We start from the raw sequence: 21,878 nt of genomic DNA on the forward strand, positions 1-21,878 counted from the left end.
GGCTCACAACCGGAAAACGCCGAAGGACGAAGTGCCTTCGACCGGTGCGGAGTGAATGGCGGACAAGCAGATCCCGAGCACAGTGCGGGTATCGCGGGGATCGATCACGCCGTCGTCGTACAACCTGCCGGACAGGAACATCGGCAGCGACTCCGCCTCGATCTGGCCCTCGACGTACGCGCGCATCTGGGCGTCGGCCTGCTCGTCGTACGGCTGCCCCTTTGCCTCCGCGGCCGCCCGCGCCACGATCGACAGCACCCCGGCAAGCTGCTGCGGTCCCATCACCGCCGACTTGGCCGACGGCCACGCGAACAGGAAGCGCGGATCGAAGGCGCGACCACACATCCCGTAGTGGCCGGCGCCGTACGACGCTCCCATCAGGATCGAGATGTGCGGCACCCTGGAGTTCGAGACCGCGTTGATCATCTGCGCGCCATGCTTGATGATCCCGCCCTGTTCGTATTCCTGCCCGACCATGTAACCGGTGGTGTTGTGCAGGAAGATCAGCGGCGTGTTCGCCCGGTTCGCCAACTGGATGAACTGGGCCGCCTTCTGCGATTCCTCGCTGAACAGCACGCCACGCGCGTTCGCCAGGATGCCGACCGGATATCCGTGCACCGAGGCCCACCCGGTCGCCAGCGAGGAGCCGTACAGCGGCTTGAACTCGTCGAACACCGAGCCGTCCACCACGCGAGCGATCACGTCCCGCGGGTCGAACGGGATCTTCAGGTCCCCGGGCACGATCCCGAGGAGCTCGTCGGAGTCGTAGAGAGGTTCGGCGTACGACGAAGCCGGCGGCGGACCGAGTTTGCGCCAGTTCAGCCGGGACACGATCTGCCGCCCGAGCCGGATCGCGTCCTGCTCGTCGACCGCGAAGTAGTCCGCCAGGCCCGACTTCCGCGCGTGCATCGACGCGCCACCGAGCGACTCGTCGTCCGCGTCCTCACCGGTCGCCATCTTCACCAGCGGCGGCCCGGCCAGGAACACCTTCGCGCCGCCGTCGACCATCACCACGTAGTCGCTCATGCCCGGGATGTACGCGCCGCCCGCGGTCGAGTTGCCGAACACCAGCGCGATCGTCGGGATCCCCTCGGCCGACAGCCGGGTCAGGTTGCGGAACATCGCGCCGCCGGGGATGAAGATCTCCTTCTGCGTCGGCAGATCCGCGCCGCCGGACTCGACCAGGCTGATCACCGGCAAGCGGTTCGCCCGTGCGATCTCATCGGATCGCAGCGCCTTGCGCAGCGTCCACGGATTGCTGGCGCCACCTTTGACCGTCGGATCGTTCGCGGTGATCAGACACTCGACCCCCTCGACCACGCCGATCCCGGTCACCAGGCTTGCGCCGACGGTGAAGTCCGAACCCCAGCCGGCCAGCGGCGACAGCTCGAGGAACGGCGAATCCGGGTCGAGCAGCAACTCGATCCGCTCCCGCGCCAGCAACTTCCCGCGCTGGTGATGCCGCTCGACGTACTTCTCCCCACCCCCCGCCAGCGCCTTCGCGTGCTCCACATCCAGCGCGCTCAGCTTCTCCAGCATCGCCTCGCGATTGCTTGCGTCCGAAGAAGTGTGGCCTGGAGCCCTCGGATCTTCGGACGTAACGGTGTTGTTCATGCGGTGAACCCCAGTCGTTTCGAGGCCAGGCCGGTGAGGATCTCCGTGGTGCCGCCGCCGATGGCGAGGATCTTCTGGTCGCGGTACTGACGCTCCACTTCGGCCTCCCGCATGTAGCCGAGACCGCCGTGCAGTTGGAGTGCCTGGTCACACACCCACTGGCCGGCCTCGACCGCGGTGTTCTTGGCGAAGCACACCTCGGCGATCACGTCCTCGCCGTTCATTGCTCGCTCGGCCACGTGGTGCACGTAGACCCGGGCGACGTCGATCCGCCGGGCCATCTCGGTGAGCGTGTGCTGCACGGTCTGCCGTGAGATCAACGGCCGGCCGAACGATTCCCGGTTTCTGCACCATTCGACGGTGAGGTCGAGCGCTCGCTGCGCTCCCGCGTACGCCTGCACAGCCAGGGTCAGCCGCTCGGCGACGAAGTTCACCGCGAGTTGCACAAACCCACTGCCTTGGGCTCCCACCAGATTCCCCACCGGAACCCGTACGTCGGTGAACGACAACTCAGCCGTATCCGAGCACAGCCATCCCAGCTTCTCCAGCTTGCGCGATACCTCGAATCCCGGTGTGCCCTTCTCAATCACCAGCAGGCTGATCCCGTGCGCGCCCGGCCCGTCGGTGCGGACGGCGGTCGTCACGAAGTCCGCGCGGCACCCTGAGGTGATGTACGTTTTCGCCCCGTTCACGACGAACACGTCGCCCTCGCGGCGGGCCGTCGTACGGAGCGAGGCGACATCCGAACCGCCGTCGGGTTCGGTGATCGCCAGCGCGCCGATCAGCTCACCGTCGAGGGTCGGTCGCACCCACCGGTCGACCTGCTCCTGGTTGCCTGCGGCAACGAGGTGGGGAACGGCGATTCCGCAGGTCAGCAGCGAGGCGACCAGACCGCCGGACCCACCGGCGTAGTGCATCTCCTCGACCACCGCGAGCGCATCGAGTAACGAACCACCGCCACCACCGACCGCCTCCGGGAACGCCACCCCGAGCAACCCGAGCTGACCGGCCTTCTTGTGCAGCTCGCGCGGCAGCTCGCCGTCGCGCTCCCATTGGTCCACGTGGGGCAGCACCTCGGCGGCCATGAAGCGCCGGACGGATTGCCGGAAGTCGTTCACAGCAACACCTCCGGTACGTCGATGTACCGGGACCGCAGCCACTCGCCGACCGCCTTCGCCTGCGGATCGAACCGCGACTGTGCGGCAACGCCCTCGCCGAGCAGCCCTTCGACCACGAAGTTGACCGCCCACAGATTGGGCAGCAGATATCGCGTGACCGTCAGCTCCTTGGTCTCCGGCAGCAACTCCTGGAAGAGTTCGACCGTCAGCGAATGCGCCAGCCATCGCCAGGCCTTCTCCTGCCGCACCCACACGCCGACGTTCGCGTCGCCGCCCTTGTCGCCGGACCGCGCACCGGCGATCCGGCCGAGCGGGATCTCGCGCGTCCGCGGTCGTCCGCTCGAGGCGAGCTGGGGCAACGGCATCGGCAGTCCGGTCTCCTCGACCGCGGTCAGCGGCTGCGTCTCCGCCGCGGGCTCGATCACCTTCCGCGTCCCGTCCGGCAGTACGACGACCTGCTCCACCTCGCGGATGTCGACGTACCCGGCCCGGAAGACGCCGTACGGCGATCCGTCGCCCGGCGGCGCGGTCACATGGAAACCGGGGTAACTCGCCAGCGCCAGCTCGACCGCGGCGCTGGAGAACGCCCGGCCGACCACCTTCTGATCCGGGTCCTTCACCGCGCACCGGAGGAACACGCTGGCCTCCTCCTCGGAGTCCGCGTTCGGCTTCTCGGTCCAGGCCACGGTCCATCGCAGCTCGGCCGGCCGATTAGGGAGCGCCTGCTCGAGCTGCGCCTTGACCAGCTCGGCCTTCTCCTCCAGCTGAAGGCCGGTGAGCACGAAATCCACCTCGTTGCGGAACCCGCCGACGTTGTTCAGCGACACCTTGTACGTCGGTGGCGGCGGCTCACCCTGGACACCGGAGATCCGGACCCGATCCGGGCCGTCGTCGTCGAGCTCGATCGTGTCCAGGCGGGTGGTGACGTCCGGACCGGCGTACCGGGCGCCGGTGATCTCGTAGAGCAACTGGGCCTTGACCGTGTCGATGGTGACCGCGCCGCCGGTGTTGTCGTGCTTGGTGATCACGCTGCTGCCGTCGGCATGGATCTCCGCGATCGGGAAGCCGGGCCGGCCGAGGTCGCGGATCTCGCTGAAGAATGCGTAGTTGCCGCCGGTCGCCTGGCACCCGCATTCGATCACGTGGCCGGCTGCGACGGCTCCGGCGAGTTCGTCGTACTGCGTCCGCTTCCAGCCGTGGTGGGCGGCGGCGGGCCCGACGATCACCGAGGCGTCGGTGACGCGGCCGGCGACCACGACGTCCGCGCCGGCTTGGAGGGCTTCCGCGATACCCCAAGCGCCGAGGTACGCGTTGGCGGTCAGCGGGGTGCCGAGGTCCAGCTCCTCGGCTCGCGCGAGCAGGTCGTCGCCTTCGACGTACGCGATCTTCGGGTGCAGGCCGAGGCGGTCGGCGAGCTGCTGGATGGCCTGCGCGAGTCCGGCGGGGTTGAGGCCGCCGGCGTTGCTGACGATCTTCACGCCACGGTCGAGCGCCTCGCCCAGGCCGGTCTCGAGTTGCTTGAGGAAGGTCCGCGCGTACCCGAGGGATGGGTCCTTGAGCCGATCCCGGCCGAGGATCAGCATGGTCAGCTCGGCCAGGTAGTCGCCGGTCAGCACGTCGAGCGGACCGCCGGTGAGCATCTCCTGGACCGCGCTGAACCGGTCGCCGTAGAAGCCGGACGCGTTGCCGATCCGGATCGGCGCGGTCATCCGAACTGCCCCGGTTCACGGCCCTTCCCCGGGAGCCCGGCGAAGGCCTGGATGATCTCGAGCCACTCCTCCGCCTGCGCGCCTTCCGCGCGTACGGCGAGGTCGTCGCGATGGCGGCGTTGAGTCGCCAGCAGACAGAAGTCGAGCGCGGGAGCGGTCACGCGGTCGGCAGCGTCGTCCGGGCCCCAGGTCCAGGTGTCGCCATCGGGGCCGGTGAGTTCCACGTAGAACGGGTCGGCCGGCGGGGTGCGGTCGTTCAGCAGGTAGGCGAAGTCGCGGGTGCGGACGGCGAGATGCGCGACGTGCCGCAGTCGATTGCTCGGCTGGCGGTGGACACCGAGCGCGTCGACCACGTCCTGCCCGTGAGCCCAGGTCTCCATCAACCGGGCGGTCGCCATCGAGGTCGGACTCATCGGCGGGCCGTACCAGAGCACCTTCTCGCCAGTCGGGACCTTCTTCAGTGCATCGGCGAGCTCGGTGCGGGTCTCGCGCCAGTACGGCAGGAGCTGGTCGGGGGGCAGCGCCGCGGTCTCGGCCGCGCCCTCGTCCACGTAGCCGGTCGGGTTGGCGACGGCCTTCTGCAGTGAGGCCTTGAACCCTTCCGGATCGGTGGCGGCCAGGTGCGCGGCCTCGTCGGTCCATGCCAGGTGGGCGATCTGATGTGCGATCGTCCAGCCTTCGGCCGGCGTCGGCGTCGCCCACGCCTCGGCGGCCAGGCCACCGACAAGCCGATCCAGCTCCGCACTCTCGGCCCACAGATCGGCCAGCACTTCGTCCAGTTGCACGCTGCACTCCCTCGCCGGGGATCGTGCAGCCGACACTGGCACGCCCAGCAAAAAGAATCAAGTGTGCTTGTTTTCCAACGACCGCCCCCGCCGCGGAGTGGTCTAGTGCGATTGGGTTAGATCCCGGTGAAAAGGGTTCCCGGGGGTTGTGGGGAGTGTTAGGCAGGAGCAATGCGTGGGTCGTTGCCGGGGAAGGCTGCCGAGGTTCGGGCTTTGTTGTTGGGGTTGATCGACGCGTTGCCGGAGGGGGCGGCGTTGCCGGCGGAGCGGGAGTTGGCGGTGCGGTGGAACGTGGCGCGGATGACGTTGCGGCGGGCGGTGGACGAGTTGGTGATCGAGGAGTTGCTGGTCCGCAGGCACGGGAGTGGGACCTACACAACGCGGCCGAAGGTGGCGCGGTGGCTGGGGATGATCGGGTTCTCCGAGGACATCCGCCGGCGCGGGATGCGGCCGGGGAGCACGATGCTGGAGTTCCGGCACCAGAAGGCGGAACGAGCCGCGGCCCGCCGGCTGCGGATCCCGGTCGGCGACCCGATCATCGCGTTCACCCGGCTCCGGCTGGCCGACGATCTCCCGATGGTCGTCGAACGCACCACCATGCCGGCCGCCTACGTCCCCGGCCTCCAGGCCGAGGACCTCAACGGATCCCTCTACGACCTGCTCACCAGCCGCTACGGCATCGACCTCGTCAGCGGTACGTCGCGACTCGAACCAGTCATGCCCGACGCCAAGACCGCTGGCTGGCTGGACATCCCCACCACCCAGCCGTGCCTCGCGATCCACGGCATCAGCTTCGACAATCGCGCCCGCGTCTTCGAGTACACCTCAGCCCTCTACCGCGGCGACCGCTACGCCTTCACCACCGAACTCCGCACCACCCCAACCCCGCGTGCCACCGCGAAAGGCCTCTGAACCGGCGACTTTGTGCACCCAGTCCGCAGTTCCAGGGCCGTCGCGTGCGTCTACCGTGCACAAAGTCGGCCTGGTCGCTGACTCGTCACGTTGATTACGGGGTGGGGGCGGGGGTGGCTAGGTTGGGCGGACCATGGATCTCAAGAGCCCGATCAGTGTTGTGGTGCCGTCGTTGGACGGGCCGGTCCTGCAGGTGCTGGCGCGGAGTGAGGAAGGGCTGTCGGGACGGCAGATCCACAAGCTGGCCGGGTCGGGGAGTGTCGCGGGCGTCCGGCTCGTGTTGCAGCGGCTGGCGGCAACCGGGCTGGTGCATGTCGATGACGTGGGCAACTCGTTGCTCTATCGCCTCAACCGCAAGCACCTCGTCGCACCCGCGGTCGTGTTCCTCGCGGACCTCCGCAGTACGTTGATCAGCCGGCTCGCGGACGAGATCAACGGCTGGCGGATCCCGCCGGTCCACGCGAGTGTGTACGGCGCTCTCGCGCGCGGCGACGGTGATCCGGACAGTGACGTCGACCTGCTGCTGATCCGGCCGGACCACCTGGATGCGGGCGACGTGCTCTGGGAGGATCAGGCCGGCCGCCTGATGCAGACTGTGGTCGACCTCACCGGCAACCCGGCTCATGTCTTCGAGCTCAGCCGGACCGAGTTGGCCGGCCACCTCGCCGCCGAGGAGCCGATCCTCAACGACTGGATGCGTCCCAGCATCCAACTGACCCCTCTCCCGCTCGCAGCGCTGATGGCGGAGTCCGGCCGGACGCTAGTGGCCCAGTAGCGGCGCCATCAACCGCGCGATCCGGCTCTCCCGCGTGGTCACCCGCTCCTCCGTGTCCGCGAGCGTCATTGCGCGCAGCCCCGCGTTGATCCCGAGCCACCGCAGCGGTTCGGCCTCCCACTGCCGCGACCGATGCCCGACCCACGGCAACCGGACCAACCCGGTGTCCCGCCCGAGGATCAGATCGGTCAACGTCCGCCCCGCGAGGTTCGTCGTACTCACGCCATCCCCGACGTACCCACCGGCCCACGCCAGCCCCGACCCGCGATCCAGACCGACCGACGCGCACCAGTCGCGCGGTATCCCCAGCGGCCCGCCCCACGCATGCGTGAACCCAACCTCCGGCAGATCGAACAGCTCCCGCAACGTCGCCTGCAACCCCTTGAACACTCGCGGTATCTCGTCGTACGACGGCTTGATCCGCGACCGGAAGTGGTACGGCGCACCCCGCCCGCCGAACGCCAGCCGCCCATCGGCCGTCCGCTGCCCGTAGATGATCAGGTGCCGGTGGTCGCCGAACGTCGGCCGATCCGCCAGCCCGATCCGCTCCCACACGGCGGCATCGAGCGGCTCGGTCGCCACCATCAACGAGTACACCGGCGCCACCGCCCGAGACTCTCCGGCCAGCCCTGGTGTGAATCCCTCGGTCGCCCGGACCACGACGTCCGCCCGCACTCCGCCGTACGACGTGATCGCGCGACCCGGCTCGATCGTGTGTACCGGCGTGTGCTCGTGAATCGTCACGCCGAGACGCTCGACCACGGCGGCCAGTCCGCGCACGAGCTTGCCCGGATGGATCGCCGCGCAATGCGGTGTGAATGTTGCCCCGAGCACCTTTGTTGCCCGCACCTGCGCGGCGACCTCGTCCGGCTCGAGAAACCGGAGATCGCCAGGTCCCCACTCATGGGCGGCGGCCACCTCGGCGCGAGCGCGGGTGAGCTGCACCGGCGTGCGGGCCAGCACGATCGTCCCGCCCTTGTGGTAATCGCAGTCGATCCCCTCGGCAGCGGTGACCAGCCCCACCTCGTTCACCGTCGCCTGCATCGCGCGGTGCAGCTCGATCGCCGCCTCCCGGCTCGATCCCGGCAGCGACGCCAACCGTCGCGACGACACCGGGAACAGCGCGGAACACCAACCACCATTGCGCCCTGACGCACCGAACCCGGCCGTGTGTGCCTCGAGTACGACGATCCGCAGCGACGGATCGGCCTTCGCCAGGTAGTACGCGGTCCACAGGCCGGTGTACCCGGCGCCGACGATCGCCACGTCGGCGTCCCGGTCACCGGCGAGCCCGGGGCGTTCGGTGGCCGAGGTGGTCGTGGACCAGAGGTTCAGCGCACACCCCAGGAGTACGTTTGTTTGACGAGCTTCAGGTAGACGAACGTCTCCGTCGCCTTCACGCCCTCGATCTGCCGGACCCGCTCCGACAGCACCCGCAGGAGGTGCTCATCGCTCTCACACAACACCTCGGCCAGCAGGTCGAACGAGCCGGCCGTGATCACGACGTACTCGACCTCGTCCATCTTCGCGAGCTCGTCGGCGATCGGTTCCAGCGAGCCCTCGGCCTTGATCCCGATCATCGCCTGCCGGTCGAAGCCGAGCTCGAGCGGATCGGTCACCGCGACCACCTGCATCACGCCGGCCTCGGTCAGCCGCTGCACGCGCTGCCGGACCGCCGCCTCGGACAGGCCGACCGCCTTGCCGATCGCCGCGTACGAGCGACGCCCGTCGAGCTGCAGCTGCTCGATGATCGCCTTCGAGGTGTCGTCGAGCAGAGTCTGGTTCTTGTCGGAGTTCCCCGTTCGTACTGCCACGCGGAGATCCTGTCAGTGTCACCGGGCGTAAGCAAGTCGGCAAAGCGGAATTCGTTGCGAAATGGGCGAATAACTTCGGAATCCCTTGTCTATGTCGGCCCGGTTTGACAGTATCGCCCGCGAACGACGCTTTCTAGGGGGGTCCAATGAGTCCTCGTCACCAGCCTGTTATCGGGCGCCGGGCGGTGCTGAAGGGGATGTCGTTGTCCGCCCTCGGGCTGGGCGGGGTCCTCACCGGCTGCGGGATCCCCGCGGCCAAGCAGAGCGCGGGCGACTGCATCAGCACCGATGAGTCGGCGCAACAGAAGACGCTGAACTTCTCGAACTGGCCGAGCTACATGGACGAGTCCGACGAGAAGGTCAACGGCAAGACGGTGCTGCCGACCCTGGAGGACTTCCAGACCCAGTCCGGTATCAAGGTCACCTACACCACCGACGTGAACGACAACGCCGAGTTCTACGCCAAGGTGCGCGACCAGCTCGGCAGTTGCCAGTCCTGCGGCCGGGACATCTTCGTGCTGACCGACTGGATGGCGGCCCGGATGATCGGGCTGGGCTGGATCCAGAAGCTCGACCACGCGAAGATTCCGAACGTCGACCAGCAGTTGCTGGCCAAGCTCAAGGCGCCGAGCTGGGACCCGAACCGCGATTACAGCGTCCCATGGCAGAGCGGTCTGACCGGGATTGCGTACAACGCGAAGGTCACCAAGCCAGTGGGCAGCTTCACGGATCTGCTCACCCGGGAGGACCTGAAGGGCCGGATCACGCTGCTGTCCGAGATGCCGGACACGATGTCGTTCATGCTCAAGCTGGTCGGCGCCGACCCGGAGAAGTTCAACGACGCCGAGTGGAGCAAGGCGCTGCAGAAGCTCGAGGACGTCGTCGGCACCGGGCAGATCCGCCGCTTCACCGGCAACGACTACGTGCAGGACCTGAACGCCGGCAACATCGCCGCCTGCGAGGCCTGGTCCGGCGACGTGATCGCGATGCAGGCCGACAACCCGGACATCAAGTTCGTGGTGCCTGAGGAGGGCCTGAACCTCTGGTCGGACAACATGCTCGTGCCGAACAAGGCGACCCACAAGGGCAACGCCGAGAAGCTGATGAACTACTACTACGAACCTGAGGTCGCCGCGACGCTGGCCGACTGGGTGAACTACATCTGCCCGGTCACCGGCGCCAAGAAGGCGATGGAGACGGTCGATCCCGACGTCGTCGACGACCCGCTGATCTTCCCCGACGAGGCGATGCTGGCCAAGACTTCCGCGTTCATGCCACTGGACACGGCCAAGGCAGCCCTCTACGAAACCGACTTCAATCTCGCGATCGGGGGCTGAGATGACCAGCGATCTGGTTCTCACCGGCATCAGCAAGGAATTCGGCGCGCACCGGGCGGTCGACGATCTGGATCTGACCGTGCCGGAGGGGGCGTTCTTCGCGCTGCTCGGCCCGTCCGGGTGCGGCAAGACGACCACGCTGCGGATGGTCGCCGGGCTGGAGGAGCCGAGCGCCGGGAGGATCCGGCTGGGTGAGCAGGACATCACCGGGCTGCGCCCGTACAAGCGTCCGGTCAACACGGTGTTCCAGAACTACGCGCTGTTCCCGCATCTCGACATTTTCGAGAACGTCGCGTTCGGATTGAGGCGGCGTGGCGTCAAGGACTTCAAGCCGAAGGTCGACGAGATGCTCGACCTGGTCGAGCTCGGCGGGTACGGCAAGCGCAAGCCGAGCCAGCTGTCCGGTGGCCAGCAGCAACGAATCGCCCTGGCCCGGGCGCTGATCAACCGCCCGCAGGTGCTGCTGCTGGACGAGCCGCTCGGTGCGCTCGACCTCAAGCTGCGCCGGCAGATGCAGCTGGAGCTGAAGCGGATCCAGACCGAGGTCGGCATCACGTTCGTGCACGTCACCCACGACCAGGAGGAGGCCATGACCATGGCCGACACCATCGCGGTGATGAACGCCGGCGTGATCGAGCAGATGGGTACGCCGACCGAGCTCTACGACCTGCCCGCCACGACGTTCGTGGCGAACTTCCTCGGTCAGTCCAACCTGATCCGGGCCGCCATCATCGGCCAGGCCGACGAGAACCTGGTGGTGGACGTGCACGGACGCAAGGTGACCGTGCCGCTGCCCAGGTGCCGGGTGACCGAGGGCGACGTCTGGATGGGGATCAGACCCGAGAAGGTCTTCCTGGCGCGAGCGGGCACCGAGCAGAGCAACGGAGCGAACCAGCTGCGTGGTGCGCTGGTGACCGATGTGAGTTACGTCGGCGTCAGTACGCAGTACTTGGCGAAGCTGCCGTGGGATCAGGAACTGACGGTCTTCGAGCAGAACACCGGCGCCCGCGACACGTTCGCCGTCGGGGACGCGGTCGACCTGCACTGGCAGCCGTCGCATACGTTCGTGCTGGACGCGGAGCAGGATGCGCACGCCGGGGTCGAGAAGATCGACGACGCGGGGGGCGCCGGATGAGCGCGGTCGGCCAGCTGGGTGCGGCCACCGCGGCCCCGACCGCCAAGCCCCAACGGTCCGGCCGGCGGCTCACGGCGTACCTGCTGCTGCTCCCGGGTGGGCTCTGGCTGCTGTTGTTCTTCGTCGTACCGCTGGTGACGTTGCTCGCGGCCAGCCTGTACGACCCGAACGGTTCGATCGAGTCCGGGTTCAAGATGACCTGGCACTTCCAGAACTTCGCCGACGCGATGGCGGACTACGCGCGGCCGTTCTTCCGGTCGTTGTGGTACTCGCTGATCACGACCGCGTTCTGCCTGATCCTCGGGTATCCGCTGGCGTACGCGATCGCGATGAAGGCAGGCCGGTGGAAGAACCTGATGCTGGCGCTGGTGATCGCGCCGTTCTTCACCAGCTTCCTGATTCGCACGCTGTCGTGGAAGCTGCTGCTGAGCGACAACGGGTTCGTCGTCGACACGCTGAAGTGGCTGCACATCCTCGGCCAGGACGGCCGGCTGCTGGCCACCACGACCGCGGTCGTCACCGGGCTGACGTACAACTTCCTGCCGTTCATGGTGCTGCCGCTGTATGCGAGCCTGGAACGGATCGACCCGCGGTTGATCGAGGCGGGCGGGGATCTGTTCGCCAATCCGTTCACCACGTTCCGGACCGTCACGCTGCCGCTGTCGATGCCGGGCCTGGTCGCGGGCACGCTGCTCACCTTCATCCCGGCGGCCGGCGACTACATCAACGCGCAGCTGCTCGGTACGCCGAAGCAGCGGATGATCGGCAACGACATCCAGCGTCTGTTCGCCGCGGGCGCGTATCCGACCGCGGCCGCGCTGTCGGTGACACTGATGGCGGCGATCGTCCTGCTGGTCGTTGTCTACGTCTGGCGCTCGGGGACGGAGGAACTGGTATGAGGGCCGGGCGCTGGATCAGGCGGAACCTGGTCATGATGTTCGCCGTGCTCGTGCTGCTCTACCTCTTCGCGCCGATCATGGTCGTGATGTTGATGTCGTTCAACGCGCCGAAGAGCAAGCTTTCGTACACCTTCGACGGCTTCACGTGGCAGAACTGGCAGCATCCGTGCCGGCCGTTCGGGCTGTGCGACGCGGTCAGCACCAGCCTGCGGATCGGCCTGCTCGCGACGGTGATCGCGACTGCTTTGGGCACGCTGATGGCCTTCGCGATGGTGCGGCACCGCTTCCGTGGCCGGTCCGCGACGAACCTGTTCATCTTCCTGCCGATGGCGTCGCCGGAGATCGTGCTCGGTTCGTCGCTGCTCGCGCTGTTCGTCTCCAGCGGGTTCGGCGGTCAGCTCGGGTTCTGGACGGTGCTGATCGCGCACGTGATGTTCTGCCTGTCGTTCGTCGTCGTGACGGTCAAGGCCCGGCTGAACGGGATGGATTTCCGGCTCGAACAGGCCGCGATGGATCTGTACGCGAACGAGTGGCAGGCGTTCTGGCGGATCACCTTCCCACTGGTGCTCCCCGGCATCGTGGCCGCGGCGCTGCTGAGTTTCTCGTTGTCCTTCGACGACTTCATCATCACCAACCTGAACGCCGGCACCACGGTCACGTTCCCGATGTTCGTCTGGGGCTCGGCGCAACGCGACATCCCGCCGCAGATCAACGTCGTCGGTACGGCGATGTTCCTGCTCGCTCTCGTCCTCGTACTGGGCGGCGAACTCACGCGGCGGCGACGGGCGCGATGAAACTCGCGGCGCTCGCAGACGCCGAACCGCGGGTCTTCTGGCTCGACGACAAGTCCGCGCCGGAGCCGGCGCCCGCACTGCTCGGGCGGGCCGAGGCCGACCTGGCCGTGGTCGGCGGCGGGTACACCGGCCTGTGGACGGCGCTGCGGGCGAAGGAGCGGTACCCGTCGCTGGACGTCGTACTCCTGGAATCGGACACCTGCGGATCCGCGGCCAGCGGCCGCAACGGCGGCTTCTGCGACGCCAGCCTCACCCACGGGTTCGCCAACGGGCAGGCCCGCTGGCCTGCTGAGATGGATGACCTGGAGCGCCTGGGCCTGGAGAACCTGGACGCGATCGGTGCCACCGTCACCCGGCTCGGCATCGATTGCGACTGGCAACGAACCGGCGAGCTCACCGTCGCCACCGCGCCGCATCACCTGGACGAGCTGGCCGCGGAAGCCGAGGAGCGTCCCGGCGTGCGGTTGCTGGACCAGGACGCGGCCCGCGCCGAGGTGAACTCACCCACCTATCTCGGCGCGCTGCACGACCCCGGCCGCACCGCACTCGTCGAGCCCGCGCGGCTCGCTTGGGGACTGCGGCAGGCCTGCCTCGACCTCGGCGTACGCATCCACGAAAACAGCCAGGTCAACCGGATGCACACCCGCTCGTTGGCAACAGCAACAGGCTCCGTCCGCGCCGAGCACATCGCCCTCGCCACCAACGCGTTCCCCTCGCTGCTGCGGCGGTTGCGGAAGTACACCGTCCCCGTCTACGACCTGGTCCTCGTCACCGAGCCGCTCTCTGCCGCCCAACTCTCATCCATCGGTTGGCGCCATCGCCAAGGCATCGGCGACGCCTCCAACCTGTTCCACTATTACCGCCTCACCCGCGACAACCGCATCCTCTGGGGCGGCTACCTCCCCCTCTACCACTACGCCAGCCGCATCGACCCGTCCTTCGAGCAGCGCGACTCCATCCACAAGCTCCTGGCCCGGCACTTCTTCACCACGTTCCCGCAACTGGAAGGCCTGCACTTCACCCACCGGTGGGGCGGCGTCATCGACACCAGCACCCGCTTCTGCGCCTTCTTCGGCACCGCCCACGCCGGCAAGGTCGGCTACGCCCTCGGCTACACCGGCCTCGGCGTAGCCGCTACCCGCTTCGGCGCCGACGTCATGCTCGACCTCCTGTACGGCGAAGACACCGAACGCACCCGCCTCCGCATGGTCCGCGAACGCCCCCACCGCTTCCCACCCGAGCCCTTCCGCGCCGCCGGCATCCACCTCACCCGCTGGTCCATGTCCCAAGCCGACGCCCACGCCGGCCACCGCAACCTCTGGCTCCGAACCCTCGACCGAATGGGCCTAGGCTTCGACTTCTAACCGCATCCCACCCCCGCGTGCCACGCACCCACCCCTCCGTCGTGCCCACGCGCGTGCCATCGCAACCTCTGCCCGCGATGTCCAGGTCTGTGTACCGACGAACGGGTAGTAGTGCCGCCCGCCTCCACCCGTCAGGCGTTGCGGGATCCATCAGCCGCTCGATGTCGACACCACTACCCGTTCGTCGGTACGCGGCGACATGCTCCTGTTCGCCCTGGGGCGGGTCCATCGTCAGTTCGCCTGGAAGACCGGAGGGCTCGGCAACGATCCACCGTCGGGAAGATCGGTTACCGGTAGCCCCGTTTGAGGAGGTACTTGGCTCCGGCGTCGAAGCCTTCGGGGGTGAGTAGTTCGAAGCCGAAGGTGTCGGCCAGGCGGTCGGTGGTGTTGAAGGCAGCGGAGACGGCTAGGGCGTCCTTGATCTGTTGGGGTGTGGCGCCGGCGGTCAGTACTTCGCGCATGTCTTCGGCGCCGACCTTTCCTTCGCGGGTCAGCTTGCCCAGCATCCGCAGCGTTGACCGGAGTGGCTCCTCGACGGGAGGCGAGTCCGGGTCGGCCAAGACAGCCGCGACTCGTGGGCCGTCCTGGTAGGCCTGGGAGGCGGTTGCGGTGTGGGCGCTGATGCAGAACGCGGAGTCGTTCACCTTGGACACGTAGGCCGCCATCAGTTCGCGGTCGCCGACCGACCAGGCGGACGGTCCGCGCATCGCCTCGTGGGTGAACTCCTTGGCGCGGGTGCCGTAGAAGTCGGGCCGGTAGAAGACCAGCTTGGCGGCGTCCGGTACGGAGTGCCGGGAGAACAGCCGGATGACCGCGAAGAGCATCTTGGTGCCTGGCCCGTAACCGTGGTTGAGGATGTCGAGACGCATGATCAGGCCTCCCCTTGGCCGGTCGCTTCGGCGAGGGCGGCCAGTCCGGCTTCGTACTGCCGGGCAGCCTGGCCGACCGCGGCGCAGACCACGAGCTCGAACAGCTGATCCTCGGTGCAGCCCGACGCCTTGGCCGCAGCGAGGTCCTCATCGGTAATCTGCGCGGGCCTGTCGGCGACCTTGGCGATCAGGGCGTCCAACGGTGGGGCCAGCCCGTCGTTCCTGAAGGCACGCGCTCGCTGATCCGCGGGTGCCTTGCCTTCCCCGCTCAGGACTCGATCGACCAGAGCCTGATGCGCTGCTCGCTTCTTGTCGTCATCCGGCACGGCACTCTCCGCCTCCTCCGCAGTCAGGCTATCTGCCCTCACCTGTATGACGATCGGCGCGCGCTCAACGCGACATCCGCCCGAAACCAGCCGCAAAGACGTACCGCCGCCGGACTTGCGGGCTGCCGGCGGGCTCGTTGCCCGCGGATCGGTCCACGTCTGGTGGGCTGGGACAGGTCGTGGTGGGCTGCGACAGGTTATTTCGGCTCTTTGTGTCGTTTCCGTGGGCGACTGGTCCTGGCGGTGTTCGAGACCGGTGGGCCCGGATCGTTGCTGGTGCGGACCTGGGGCACTCACCAACCCCACCGCCGCATCATCACGGGTGCAGGTTGGAGCGTGACCGGTCGGGGCGGTGACTGCTTGGTGAGTGGCCCAGATCCGCGCCACGGATCCGAACCGCCCCGTGGTGGTGACGTCGGTTCGGTGCGCTGCGCCCGCCGGCGCGGTCCTCGGCCGGGGTGGATCGGAGTTGTGGTCGACGGCGGGGATCGTCTTTGTGCACCGGATCCGTACGCCGAGGTGGTCGGCGTACGGATCTGGTGCACAAAGTGATCGGCCCGGACGAAGGTGTGGCAGCCGGGCTGCTGTGCAGCCGGGCTGTAGAGCTGGGCGGTGGTGTCCGCTGGCGGGTGGTGTCCGCTGGGATGGGGATGGGGTTGGGCCAGTCGCTAGCCAACTGCCGGGGCCTCGGACAAGACGTGGTGGGCCGGCACAGGTTATTTCGTGTTCACGCCCCCGGGGAGGTGTCCGAAGTCCCGGGAGGTGTCCGAAGTCCCGGGAGGTGTCCGAACCCGCGGAAGGTGTCCAGACCCGCGGAAGGTGTCCAGACCCGCGGAAGGTGTCCAGACCCGCGGAAGGTGTCCGAACCCCCGGAGGTGGTCCGACGACGCCTACAGCTTCGACTCGGCCTCGATGAGGACGGCTCGGATGATCTGTTCCATTTCGTCGAAGTGGGGCTGGTCGCAGATCAGGGGTGGGGAGAGCTGGATGACGGGGTCGCCGCGGTCGTCGGCGCGGCAGTAGAGGCCGGCGTCGAAGAGGGCCTTGGAGAGGAAGCCGCGGAGCAGGCGTTCCGACTCGTCGTCGTCGAACGTCTCCTTGGTCGCCTTGTCCTTGACCAGTTCGATCCCGTAGAAGTACCCAGCGCCGCGGACGTCGCCGACCAAGGGCAGATCGAGCAGCTTTTCGAGCGTCGCCCGGAAATCCCCCTCCCGGCTCCGGACGTGCTCGTTGATGCCTTCGCGCTCGAAGATGTCCAAATTGGTCAGCGCGACCGCGGCGGATACAGGGTGGCCACCGAAGGTGTAGCCGTGGGCGAATGTGGTGTCGCCGTGCAGGAACGGCTCGATCAGCCGGTCGGTCGCGATCATCGCGCCGAGCGGTGAGTAGCCGGAGGTGATGCCCTTCGCGCAGGTGATCATGTCCGGCTGGTAGCCGTACCGCTCGGCGCCGAACATGTGTCCGAGCCGGCCGAACGCGCAGATCACCTCGTCGCTGACGAGCAGTACGTCGTACTCGTCGCAGATCTCGCGGACCCGCTCGAAGTACCCGGGTGGTGGCGGGAAGCAACCGCCCGCGTTCTGCACCGGTTCGAGGAAGACGGCGGCGACGGTGTCGGCGCCCTCGTTCTCGATCGCGACCGCGATCTGGTCGGCGGCCCAGCGGCCGAACGCGGCCGGGTCGTCGCCGTGGATCGGGGCGCGGTAGATGTTGGTGTTCGGGACCCGGAACGTGCTCGGCACCAACGGCTCGAACGGCGCCTTCAGCTCCGGCAGCCCGGTGATGGACAGTGCACCCTGAGAGGTGCCGTGGTAGGCGATCGCACGGCTGATCACCTTGTGCTTACCGGGCTTGCCCGTCAGCTTGAAGTACTGCTTGGCCAGTTTCCAGGCGGTCTCGACGGCCTCACCGCCGCCGCTGGTGAAGAAGACCCGGTTGAGGTCCCCCGGCGCATAGCCCGCGACCCGCTCTGCCAGCTCGATCGACTTGGGATGCGCGTACGACCAGAGCGGGAAGAACGCCAGCTCCGAGGCCTGCTTGGCCGCCGCCTCGGCGAGCTCAGTCCGCCCGTGGCCCAGCTGGCTGACGAACAGACCGGCCAGGCCGTCCAGGTATCGCTTGCCGCGGGCGTCGTAGATGTAGGCGCCGTCACCGCGGACGATGACCGGGACCTCACCGGTCTGGTAGCTCGACAAGCGGGTGAAGTGCATCCACAGGTGATCGCGAGCCGACTGCTGCAGGTGGGCGAAGTCGGCGTCGTCGAGCGTGTCGGACGACATGGTGGTTCCCTCGTCTCAGGCTGGCGTTGCCCGCCATGGTGCCTGGAAAAATGCGTTCGGGCAAGTGATTTCGTTCCCAGCGAGCCGATAGTGTGTCGATGTCGGCAGTTCAGATCGGCATCTGATGCGGAATCAGTCGACTGGGGTGACAGCACCAAGTACAGCGGGAGGTCGGCGGGGTGGACACGCTGTTCGTCAACGGCTCGGTCTTCGACGGGCTGCGGCACCGGCCCGGCCTGGCCGTCGCGGTCCGCTCCGGCCGGATCGCCGCGATCGGTCCCGACCTCGGCGAGCTGCGTGGTCCGCACACCACGGTGGTCGACCTGGCCGGCGGCCTGCTGCTCCCCGGATTCGTTGACGCCCACATCCACCCGGTGCAGGGCGGTCTGCAACGTGCCCGCTGCGATCTCGCGCCCGCCTCCGGGCTGGCGGCGTACCAGGAGTCGATCGCGCGGTACGCCGTACAGCACCCGGACGTCCCGTGGATCCTCGGCGGCGGTTGGCACCAGCCCGACTTCCCGGGCGCCGCGCCGGTCGCGATCGACCTCGACCCAGTCACCGGCGACCGCCCGGCCTTCCTCGTGAACGCGGACCACCACGGCGCCTGGGCCAACTCCCAGGCGCTGGCCCTGGCCGGGATCGACGCGCGTACGCCGGACCCGCCCGACGGCCGGATCGAGCGCGGCCCGGACGGATCGCCGACCGGCACGCTGCACGAGGGTGCGATGGACCTCGTCGGCCGGCTGCTCCCGCCGACCACACACATCGAGCTGGTAGCGGCCCTGATGGACGCGCAGGCGTATCTGCACTCCCTCGGCATCACCGGCTGGCAGGACGCGATCCTCGGTGCCTACGCGAACATGGGTGACGCGACTCCGGCGTACGTCGAACTCGCTCGTGAAGGCCGTTTGACGGCACGGGTCGTCGGCGCGCTGTGGTGGCAGCGGGACCGCGGCGCCGAGCAGATCCCGGACCTCGTCGTACGGCGAGACTCCCTGAAATTCCCACGGTTCCGGGCCGGCAGCGTGAAGATCATGCAGGACGGCGTGGCGGAGAACTTCACGGCCGGGATGCTCGAGCCGTACTTCGACGGCTGTGGTTGCCGGACCGCCAACGCCGGGCTGTCGTTCGTGGATCCGGCCGAGTTGCGGCAGCACGTCACGCGGCTCGACGCGGAAGGGTTCCAGGTCCACGTGCACGCGATCGGCGACCGGGCGGTCCGGGAGGCGCTGGATGCGTTCGAGACGGCGCTGACCGAGAACGGCGACGGCGACCTGCGACACCACATCGCCCATCTGCAGGTGATTCATCCCGATGACGTCGGCCGGTTCGCGAAGCTGGGGGTGGCCGCGAACATGCAGGCGTTGTGGGCGGTGTACGAACCGCAGATGGTCGACCTGACCATCCCGTTCCTCGGGCCGGAGCGGACGGCGTGGCAGTACCCGTTCGGTGCCCTGGCCCGGTCGGGTGCCCGGCTCGCTGCTGGATCAGATTGGCCGGTGTCGAGCCCGGACCCGTTGGCCGCCGTACACGTCGCGGTGAATCGCAGGGACGACCGCGCGGCCGACGCATTCCTCCCCGAGCAGGCGCTGGACCTGGCTGCCGCGCTGGCGGCGTACACCTCGGGCAGCGCGTGGGTGAACCACGCCGACGAGACCGGCCGGATCGAGGCCGGGGCGCTCGCGGACCTGGCGATCCTCGACCGCGATCCGTTCGCCGGACCGCCGGACGAGATCGCGCAAGCCCGGGTGCGGGCCACCTACGTCGAGGGCGAGTGCGTCTTCGGCGAAGAATCGAGCAGATAGGACCGTCATGGACCAGACCCTCACCAACATCGTCGACGGCAAGCCGGTGGCCGCGCTGAGTGGCGCGACGTACGGCGTGATCGCGCCGGCGACCGGTGACGTCTACACGCGGGCGCCGTTGTCCGGGCCGGAGGATGTCGACCAGGCGATGACCGCGGCCGCGCGAGCCTTCGAGACCTGGCGGGACACGACGCCGGCCGAGCGGCAGTTGGCGTTGCTGCGGATCGCGGACGCGATGGAGCGGCGGGCGGACGAGTTCATCGCGGTGGAGAGCCGGAACACGGGCAAGCCGCTGTCCATCACGGCCACCGACGAGGTGCCGCCGTGTGTGGATCAGCTGCGGTTCTTCGCCGGCGCGGCCCGGGTGCTGGAGGGCAGGTCAGCCGGCGAGTACATGACCGGCCACACGTCCTGGATCCGGCGGGAGCCGATCGGTGTCGTCGGTCAGGTGACGCCGTGGAACTACCCGCTGATGATGGCGATCTGGAAGATCGCGCCCGCCCTGGCCGCGGGGAACACGGTGGTGCTGAAACCGAGCGACACCACACCCGCGTCGACGGTGCTGCTCGCCGAGCTGTGCAACGAGTTCCTGCCGCCGGGGGTGCTCAACGTGGTCTGCGGCGACCGCGACACCGGCCGCGCGCTGGTCGACCACGAGATCCCGCAGTTGGTCGCCATCACCGGTTCGGTCCGGGCCGGGATGGAGGTCGCGTCGGCCGCGGCCCGGCAGCTCAAGCGCACCCACCTCGAGCTCGGTGGCAAGGCGCCGGTGGTCGTCTTCGACGACGCCGACCTGGCGAAGGCTGCGCAGGCGATCGCGGACGCGGGCTACTTCAACGCGGGCCAGGACTGCACGGCCGCGACCCGGGTGCTGGCCGGTCCCGGCATCCACGACGACTTCGTCGACGCCCTGACCGAGCGGGCCAACCACACCCACACCGGCCAGCCCGACGATCCGGACGCGGCGTACGGCGCACTGAACAACGAAGCCCAGTTGCACCGGGTCAGCGACTTCATCCGCAACCTGCCCGACCACGCGACCGTCCGGACCGGTGGCGCGGCCGTCGGCGAACGCGGCTACTTCTACGCGCCGACCGTCGTCTCAGGACTCCGGCAGAACGACGACGCCATCCAGCAGGAGATCTTCGGCCCGGTGATCACGGTCCAGCGATTCACCGACGAGGACGAGGCGCTGCGCTGGGCCAACGGGGTCGAGTACGGCCTGGCCTCTTCGGTCTTCACCCGCGACCACGGCCGCGCGCTGCGGATGGCCCGCCGCCTCGACTTCGGCTGCGTCTGGATCAACACCCACATCCCGATCGTCGCCGAGATGCCGCACGGCGGCTTCAAGCACTCCGGCTACGGCAAGGACCTGTCCATGTACGGCCTCGAGGACTACACCCGCATCAAGCACGTCATGTCCAACATCGAGGACTAGCGGTAGTCGTCAAGCCGCTTCGCCACCTTGTCGAAGACGGCGCGTTCGTGATCCTTCGGCGCGTAGACGACCAGTTCGTCGAAGCCGATGCCCTGGTAGCGCTGGACCAGCCGGGCGAACCCATCCTCCGACGCCCACGGATCGATCTGCCCGTAGGCGAGCAGGAGTCGCCGGATCCTCCTGCCTTCGAGGGCCGCGTCCAGGGCGTGTATGCGCTCGACCGACTTCGCGTAGAACTCCGCCTCGGTCGCCGCACCCGGGAACGTCACCCACCCGTCGCCGTGCGCCGCGACGACCGCGAGGGCGCGGGGCGCGTTCGCCGCGATGATCAGCGGCAGCCGATCCTGCACTGTCCCAGGTGTCATCGCGGCCAGTGAGTACGGGTAGTACGGCCCGGCGTGATCGGTCACGTCCCCGGACAACAGCCGGTCGACGATCGCCACGAACTCGGCCAGCCGCTCGGTCCGCTCCCGCGCGGTCCAGATCGGCGTACCGGCCATGCCGTGGTCGGTCGGCCAGACGCCGGAGCCGATGCCGAGATCGAACCGGCCGCCCGACACATGATCGAGTGTCGTCGCCTGCTTGGCCAGGACGGTCGGGTGCCGGAACACCAGGTTCGCGATCAGCAACCCGACCCGGATCCGTCGCGTGGTCGCGGCCCAGCCGGCGATGATGGTCGGCCCGTCGTGCACCGCGATGGCGGGATCGCGCGGGTTGCGCAGGTTGTCGCCGGTCCACAGCCCGTCGAAGCCGGCCTCCTCCGCGATCGCCGCCCAGGACGACGCGTCGTCCCAGCCTGCCGGGTTGACCTTGAGTCCGAAGCGCATACCTGATCCCTCCCGAGGATTCCTGCCAGCCTGCCACAGTGTTCGGTGCGATCCGCCCGAGTGGTCTACCTGAGGTGC

General features: G+C 68.3%; 19 protein-coding genes. 9 read left to right on the forward strand and 10 right to left on the reverse strand.

Annotated elements, in window-relative coordinates; all coding sequences use genetic code 11:
* Window positions 1-3: 3 nt before the first annotated feature.
* Genes OG558_RS11820 through OG558_RS11835 form a run of 4 tightly spaced genes read right to left on the reverse strand, consistent with a single transcriptional unit; the run spans window position 4 to window position 5,226 of the window.
* Window positions 4-1,614, reverse strand: a complete 1,611-nt coding sequence (locus OG558_RS11820) for an acyl-CoA carboxylase subunit beta (RefSeq protein ID WP_405070254.1) — start codon at window positions 1,612-1,614, stop codon at window positions 4-6.
* Complete coding sequence (locus tag OG558_RS11825) at window positions 1,611-2,732, reverse strand: acyl-CoA dehydrogenase family protein (RefSeq protein WP_405070255.1); 1,122 nt, start codon at window positions 2,730-2,732, stop codon at window positions 1,611-1,613. The genes OG558_RS11820 and OG558_RS11825 overlap by 4 nt, the downstream gene beginning before the upstream one ends.
* Window positions 2,729-4,441 carry an acyclic terpene utilization AtuA family protein gene (locus OG558_RS11830; protein WP_405070256.1) on the reverse strand — a complete coding sequence of 571 codons (1,713 nt, stop codon included), beginning with the start codon at window positions 4,439-4,441 and terminating at the stop codon, window positions 2,729-2,731. Before OG558_RS11830 ends, OG558_RS11825 begins: the two co-directional genes overlap by 4 nt.
* Window positions 4,438-5,226 (reverse strand): TIGR03084 family metal-binding protein, encoded by a 789-nt coding sequence (locus OG558_RS11835; protein ID WP_405070257.1) that lies wholly within the window; start codon window positions 5,224-5,226, stop codon window positions 4,438-4,440. The genes OG558_RS11830 and OG558_RS11835 overlap by 4 nt, the downstream gene beginning before the upstream one ends.
* 171 nt (window positions 5,227-5,397) lie before the next feature.
* Here OG558_RS11835 and OG558_RS11840 point away from each other — a divergent pair, with 171 nt between their 5' ends.
* Both OG558_RS11840 and OG558_RS11845 read left to right on the forward strand, forming a co-directional pair.
* A complete protein-coding gene (locus OG558_RS11840) occupies window positions 5,398-6,138 on the forward strand; it encodes a GntR family transcriptional regulator (protein ID WP_405070258.1) in 741 nt (246 codons plus the stop codon).
* A gap of 133 nt (window positions 6,139-6,271) precedes the next feature.
* Window positions 6,272-6,913, forward strand: a complete 642-nt coding sequence (locus tag OG558_RS11845) for a nucleotidyltransferase domain-containing protein (RefSeq protein WP_405070259.1) — start codon at window positions 6,272-6,274, stop codon at window positions 6,911-6,913.
* Here the strand turns inward: OG558_RS11845 and OG558_RS11850 are convergent.
* On the reverse strand, window positions 6,899-8,179 hold the full coding sequence (locus OG558_RS11850; protein ID WP_405070260.1) for an NAD(P)/FAD-dependent oxidoreductase: 1,281 nt from the start codon (window positions 8,177-8,179) through the stop codon (window positions 6,899-6,901). The two genes, OG558_RS11845 and OG558_RS11850, sit on opposite strands and share 15 nt — an antisense overlap.
* A 65-nt stretch (window positions 8,180-8,244) precedes the next feature.
* Window positions 8,245-8,727, reverse strand: a complete 483-nt coding sequence (locus OG558_RS11855; RefSeq protein WP_405070261.1) for an Lrp/AsnC family transcriptional regulator — start codon at window positions 8,725-8,727, stop codon at window positions 8,245-8,247.
* Between the two features lie 146 nt (window positions 8,728-8,873).
* On the opposite strand from OG558_RS11855, the gene OG558_RS11860 reads away from it, so the two are divergent.
* The 5 genes from OG558_RS11860 to OG558_RS11880 are packed head-to-tail and all read left to right on the forward strand — an operon-like array spanning window position 8,874 to window position 14,256.
* On the forward strand, window positions 8,874-10,064 hold the full coding sequence (locus OG558_RS11860) for a spermidine/putrescine ABC transporter substrate-binding protein (protein ID WP_405070262.1): 1,191 nt from the start codon (window positions 8,874-8,876) through the stop codon (window positions 10,062-10,064).
* 1 nt (window position 10,065) lies between these two features.
* Complete coding sequence (locus OG558_RS11865) at window positions 10,066-11,199, forward strand: ABC transporter ATP-binding protein (protein ID WP_405070263.1); 1,134 nt, start codon at window positions 10,066-10,068, stop codon at window positions 11,197-11,199.
* Window positions 11,196-12,098, forward strand: coding sequence for an ABC transporter permease (locus OG558_RS11870; RefSeq protein WP_329483260.1), 903 nt, complete (start codon window positions 11,196-11,198; stop codon window positions 12,096-12,098). Before OG558_RS11865 ends, OG558_RS11870 begins: the two co-directional genes overlap by 4 nt.
* On the forward strand, window positions 12,095-12,892 hold the full coding sequence (locus OG558_RS11875; RefSeq protein WP_328524980.1) for an ABC transporter permease: 798 nt from the start codon (window positions 12,095-12,097) through the stop codon (window positions 12,890-12,892). The genes OG558_RS11870 and OG558_RS11875 overlap by 4 nt, the downstream gene beginning before the upstream one ends.
* Entirely contained in the window at window positions 12,889-14,256 is a 1,368-nt protein-coding gene (locus OG558_RS11880) for an NAD(P)/FAD-dependent oxidoreductase (RefSeq protein ID WP_405070264.1), read from the forward strand. The genes OG558_RS11875 and OG558_RS11880 overlap by 4 nt, the downstream gene beginning before the upstream one ends.
* Window positions 14,257-14,543: 287 nt before the next feature.
* On the opposite strand, the gene OG558_RS11885 is transcribed toward OG558_RS11880, so the two are convergent.
* The 3 genes from OG558_RS11885 to OG558_RS11895 all read right to left on the reverse strand — a co-directional run bounded on the left by OG558_RS11885 (window position 14,544) and on the right by OG558_RS11895 (window position 17,730).
* Window positions 14,544-15,125 carry a carboxymuconolactone decarboxylase family protein gene (locus OG558_RS11885; protein ID WP_405070265.1) on the reverse strand — a complete coding sequence of 194 codons (582 nt, stop codon included), beginning with the start codon at window positions 15,123-15,125 and terminating at the stop codon, window positions 14,544-14,546.
* A 2-nt stretch (window positions 15,126-15,127) separates the two neighbouring features.
* Window positions 15,128-15,493 carry a hypothetical protein gene (locus OG558_RS11890; protein ID WP_405070266.1) on the reverse strand — a complete coding sequence of 122 codons (366 nt, stop codon included), beginning with the start codon at window positions 15,491-15,493 and terminating at the stop codon, window positions 15,128-15,130.
* Between the two features lie 848 nt (window positions 15,494-16,341).
* On the reverse strand, window positions 16,342-17,730 hold the full coding sequence (locus OG558_RS11895; protein ID WP_329483264.1) for an aspartate aminotransferase family protein: 1,389 nt from the start codon (window positions 17,728-17,730) through the stop codon (window positions 16,342-16,344).
* Window positions 17,731-17,909: 179 nt separating this feature from the next.
* Between OG558_RS11895 and OG558_RS11900 the strand changes: the two genes are divergently transcribed.
* Both OG558_RS11900 and OG558_RS11905 read left to right on the forward strand, forming a co-directional pair.
* Complete coding sequence (locus tag OG558_RS11900) at window positions 17,910-19,535, forward strand: amidohydrolase (RefSeq protein ID WP_405070267.1); 1,626 nt, start codon at window positions 17,910-17,912, stop codon at window positions 19,533-19,535.
* A gap of 7 nt (window positions 19,536-19,542) precedes the next feature.
* Window positions 19,543-20,973: a gamma-aminobutyraldehyde dehydrogenase gene (locus tag OG558_RS11905; protein ID WP_329483266.1), complete on the forward strand. Its 1,431-nt coding sequence runs from the start codon at window positions 19,543-19,545 to the stop codon at window positions 20,971-20,973.
* On the opposite strand, the gene OG558_RS11910 is transcribed toward OG558_RS11905, so the two are convergent.
* On the reverse strand, window positions 20,970-21,800 hold the full coding sequence (locus OG558_RS11910; protein ID WP_405070268.1) for an LLM class flavin-dependent oxidoreductase: 831 nt from the start codon (window positions 21,798-21,800) through the stop codon (window positions 20,970-20,972). The two genes, OG558_RS11905 and OG558_RS11910, sit on opposite strands and share 4 nt — an antisense overlap.
* Window positions 21,801-21,878 lie beyond the last annotated feature (78 nt).

Origin of the sequence: Kribbella sp. NBC_01510 (genome assembly GCF_045040325.1) — a bacterium.
Taxonomy (GTDB): Bacteria; Actinomycetota; Actinomycetes; order Propionibacteriales; family Kribbellaceae; genus Kribbella.

Bases quoted from the DNA above. Each gene is read 5' to 3' on its own strand.
- OG558_RS11880 (WP_405070264.1), top strand. From the start codon at position 12,889: ATGAAACTCGCGGCGCTCGCAGACGCCGAACCGCGGGTCTTCTGGCTC.
- OG558_RS11830 (WP_405070256.1), bottom strand. From the start codon at position 4,441: ATGACCGCGCCGATCCGGATCGGCAACGCGTCCGGCTTCTACGGCGAC.
- OG558_RS11875 (WP_328524980.1), top strand. From the start codon at position 12,095: ATGAGGGCCGGGCGCTGGATCAGGCGGAACCTGGTCATGATGTTCGCC.
- OG558_RS11905 (WP_329483266.1), top strand. From the start codon at position 19,543: ATGGACCAGACCCTCACCAACATCGTCGACGGCAAGCCGGTGGCCGCG.
- OG558_RS11845 (WP_405070259.1), top strand. From the start codon at position 6,272: ATGGATCTCAAGAGCCCGATCAGTGTTGTGGTGCCGTCGTTGGACGGG.
- OG558_RS11910 (WP_405070268.1), bottom strand. From the start codon at position 21,800: ATGCGCTTCGGACTCAAGGTCAACCCGGCAGGCTGGGACGACGCGTCG.
- OG558_RS11840 (WP_405070258.1), top strand. From the start codon at position 5,398: ATGCGTGGGTCGTTGCCGGGGAAGGCTGCCGAGGTTCGGGCTTTGTTG.
- OG558_RS11885 (WP_405070265.1), bottom strand. From the start codon at position 15,125: ATGCGTCTCGACATCCTCAACCACGGTTACGGGCCAGGCACCAAGATG.
- OG558_RS11860 (WP_405070262.1), top strand. From the start codon at position 8,874: ATGAGTCCTCGTCACCAGCCTGTTATCGGGCGCCGGGCGGTGCTGAAG.
- OG558_RS11865 (WP_405070263.1), top strand. From the start codon at position 10,066: ATGACCAGCGATCTGGTTCTCACCGGCATCAGCAAGGAATTCGGCGCG.
- OG558_RS11895 (WP_329483264.1), bottom strand. From the start codon at position 17,730: ATGTCGTCCGACACGCTCGACGACGCCGACTTCGCCCACCTGCAGCAG.
- OG558_RS11820 (WP_405070254.1), bottom strand. From the start codon at position 1,614: ATGAACAACACCGTTACGTCCGAAGATCCGAGGGCTCCAGGCCACACT.
- OG558_RS11870 (WP_329483260.1), top strand. From the start codon at position 11,196: ATGAGCGCGGTCGGCCAGCTGGGTGCGGCCACCGCGGCCCCGACCGCC.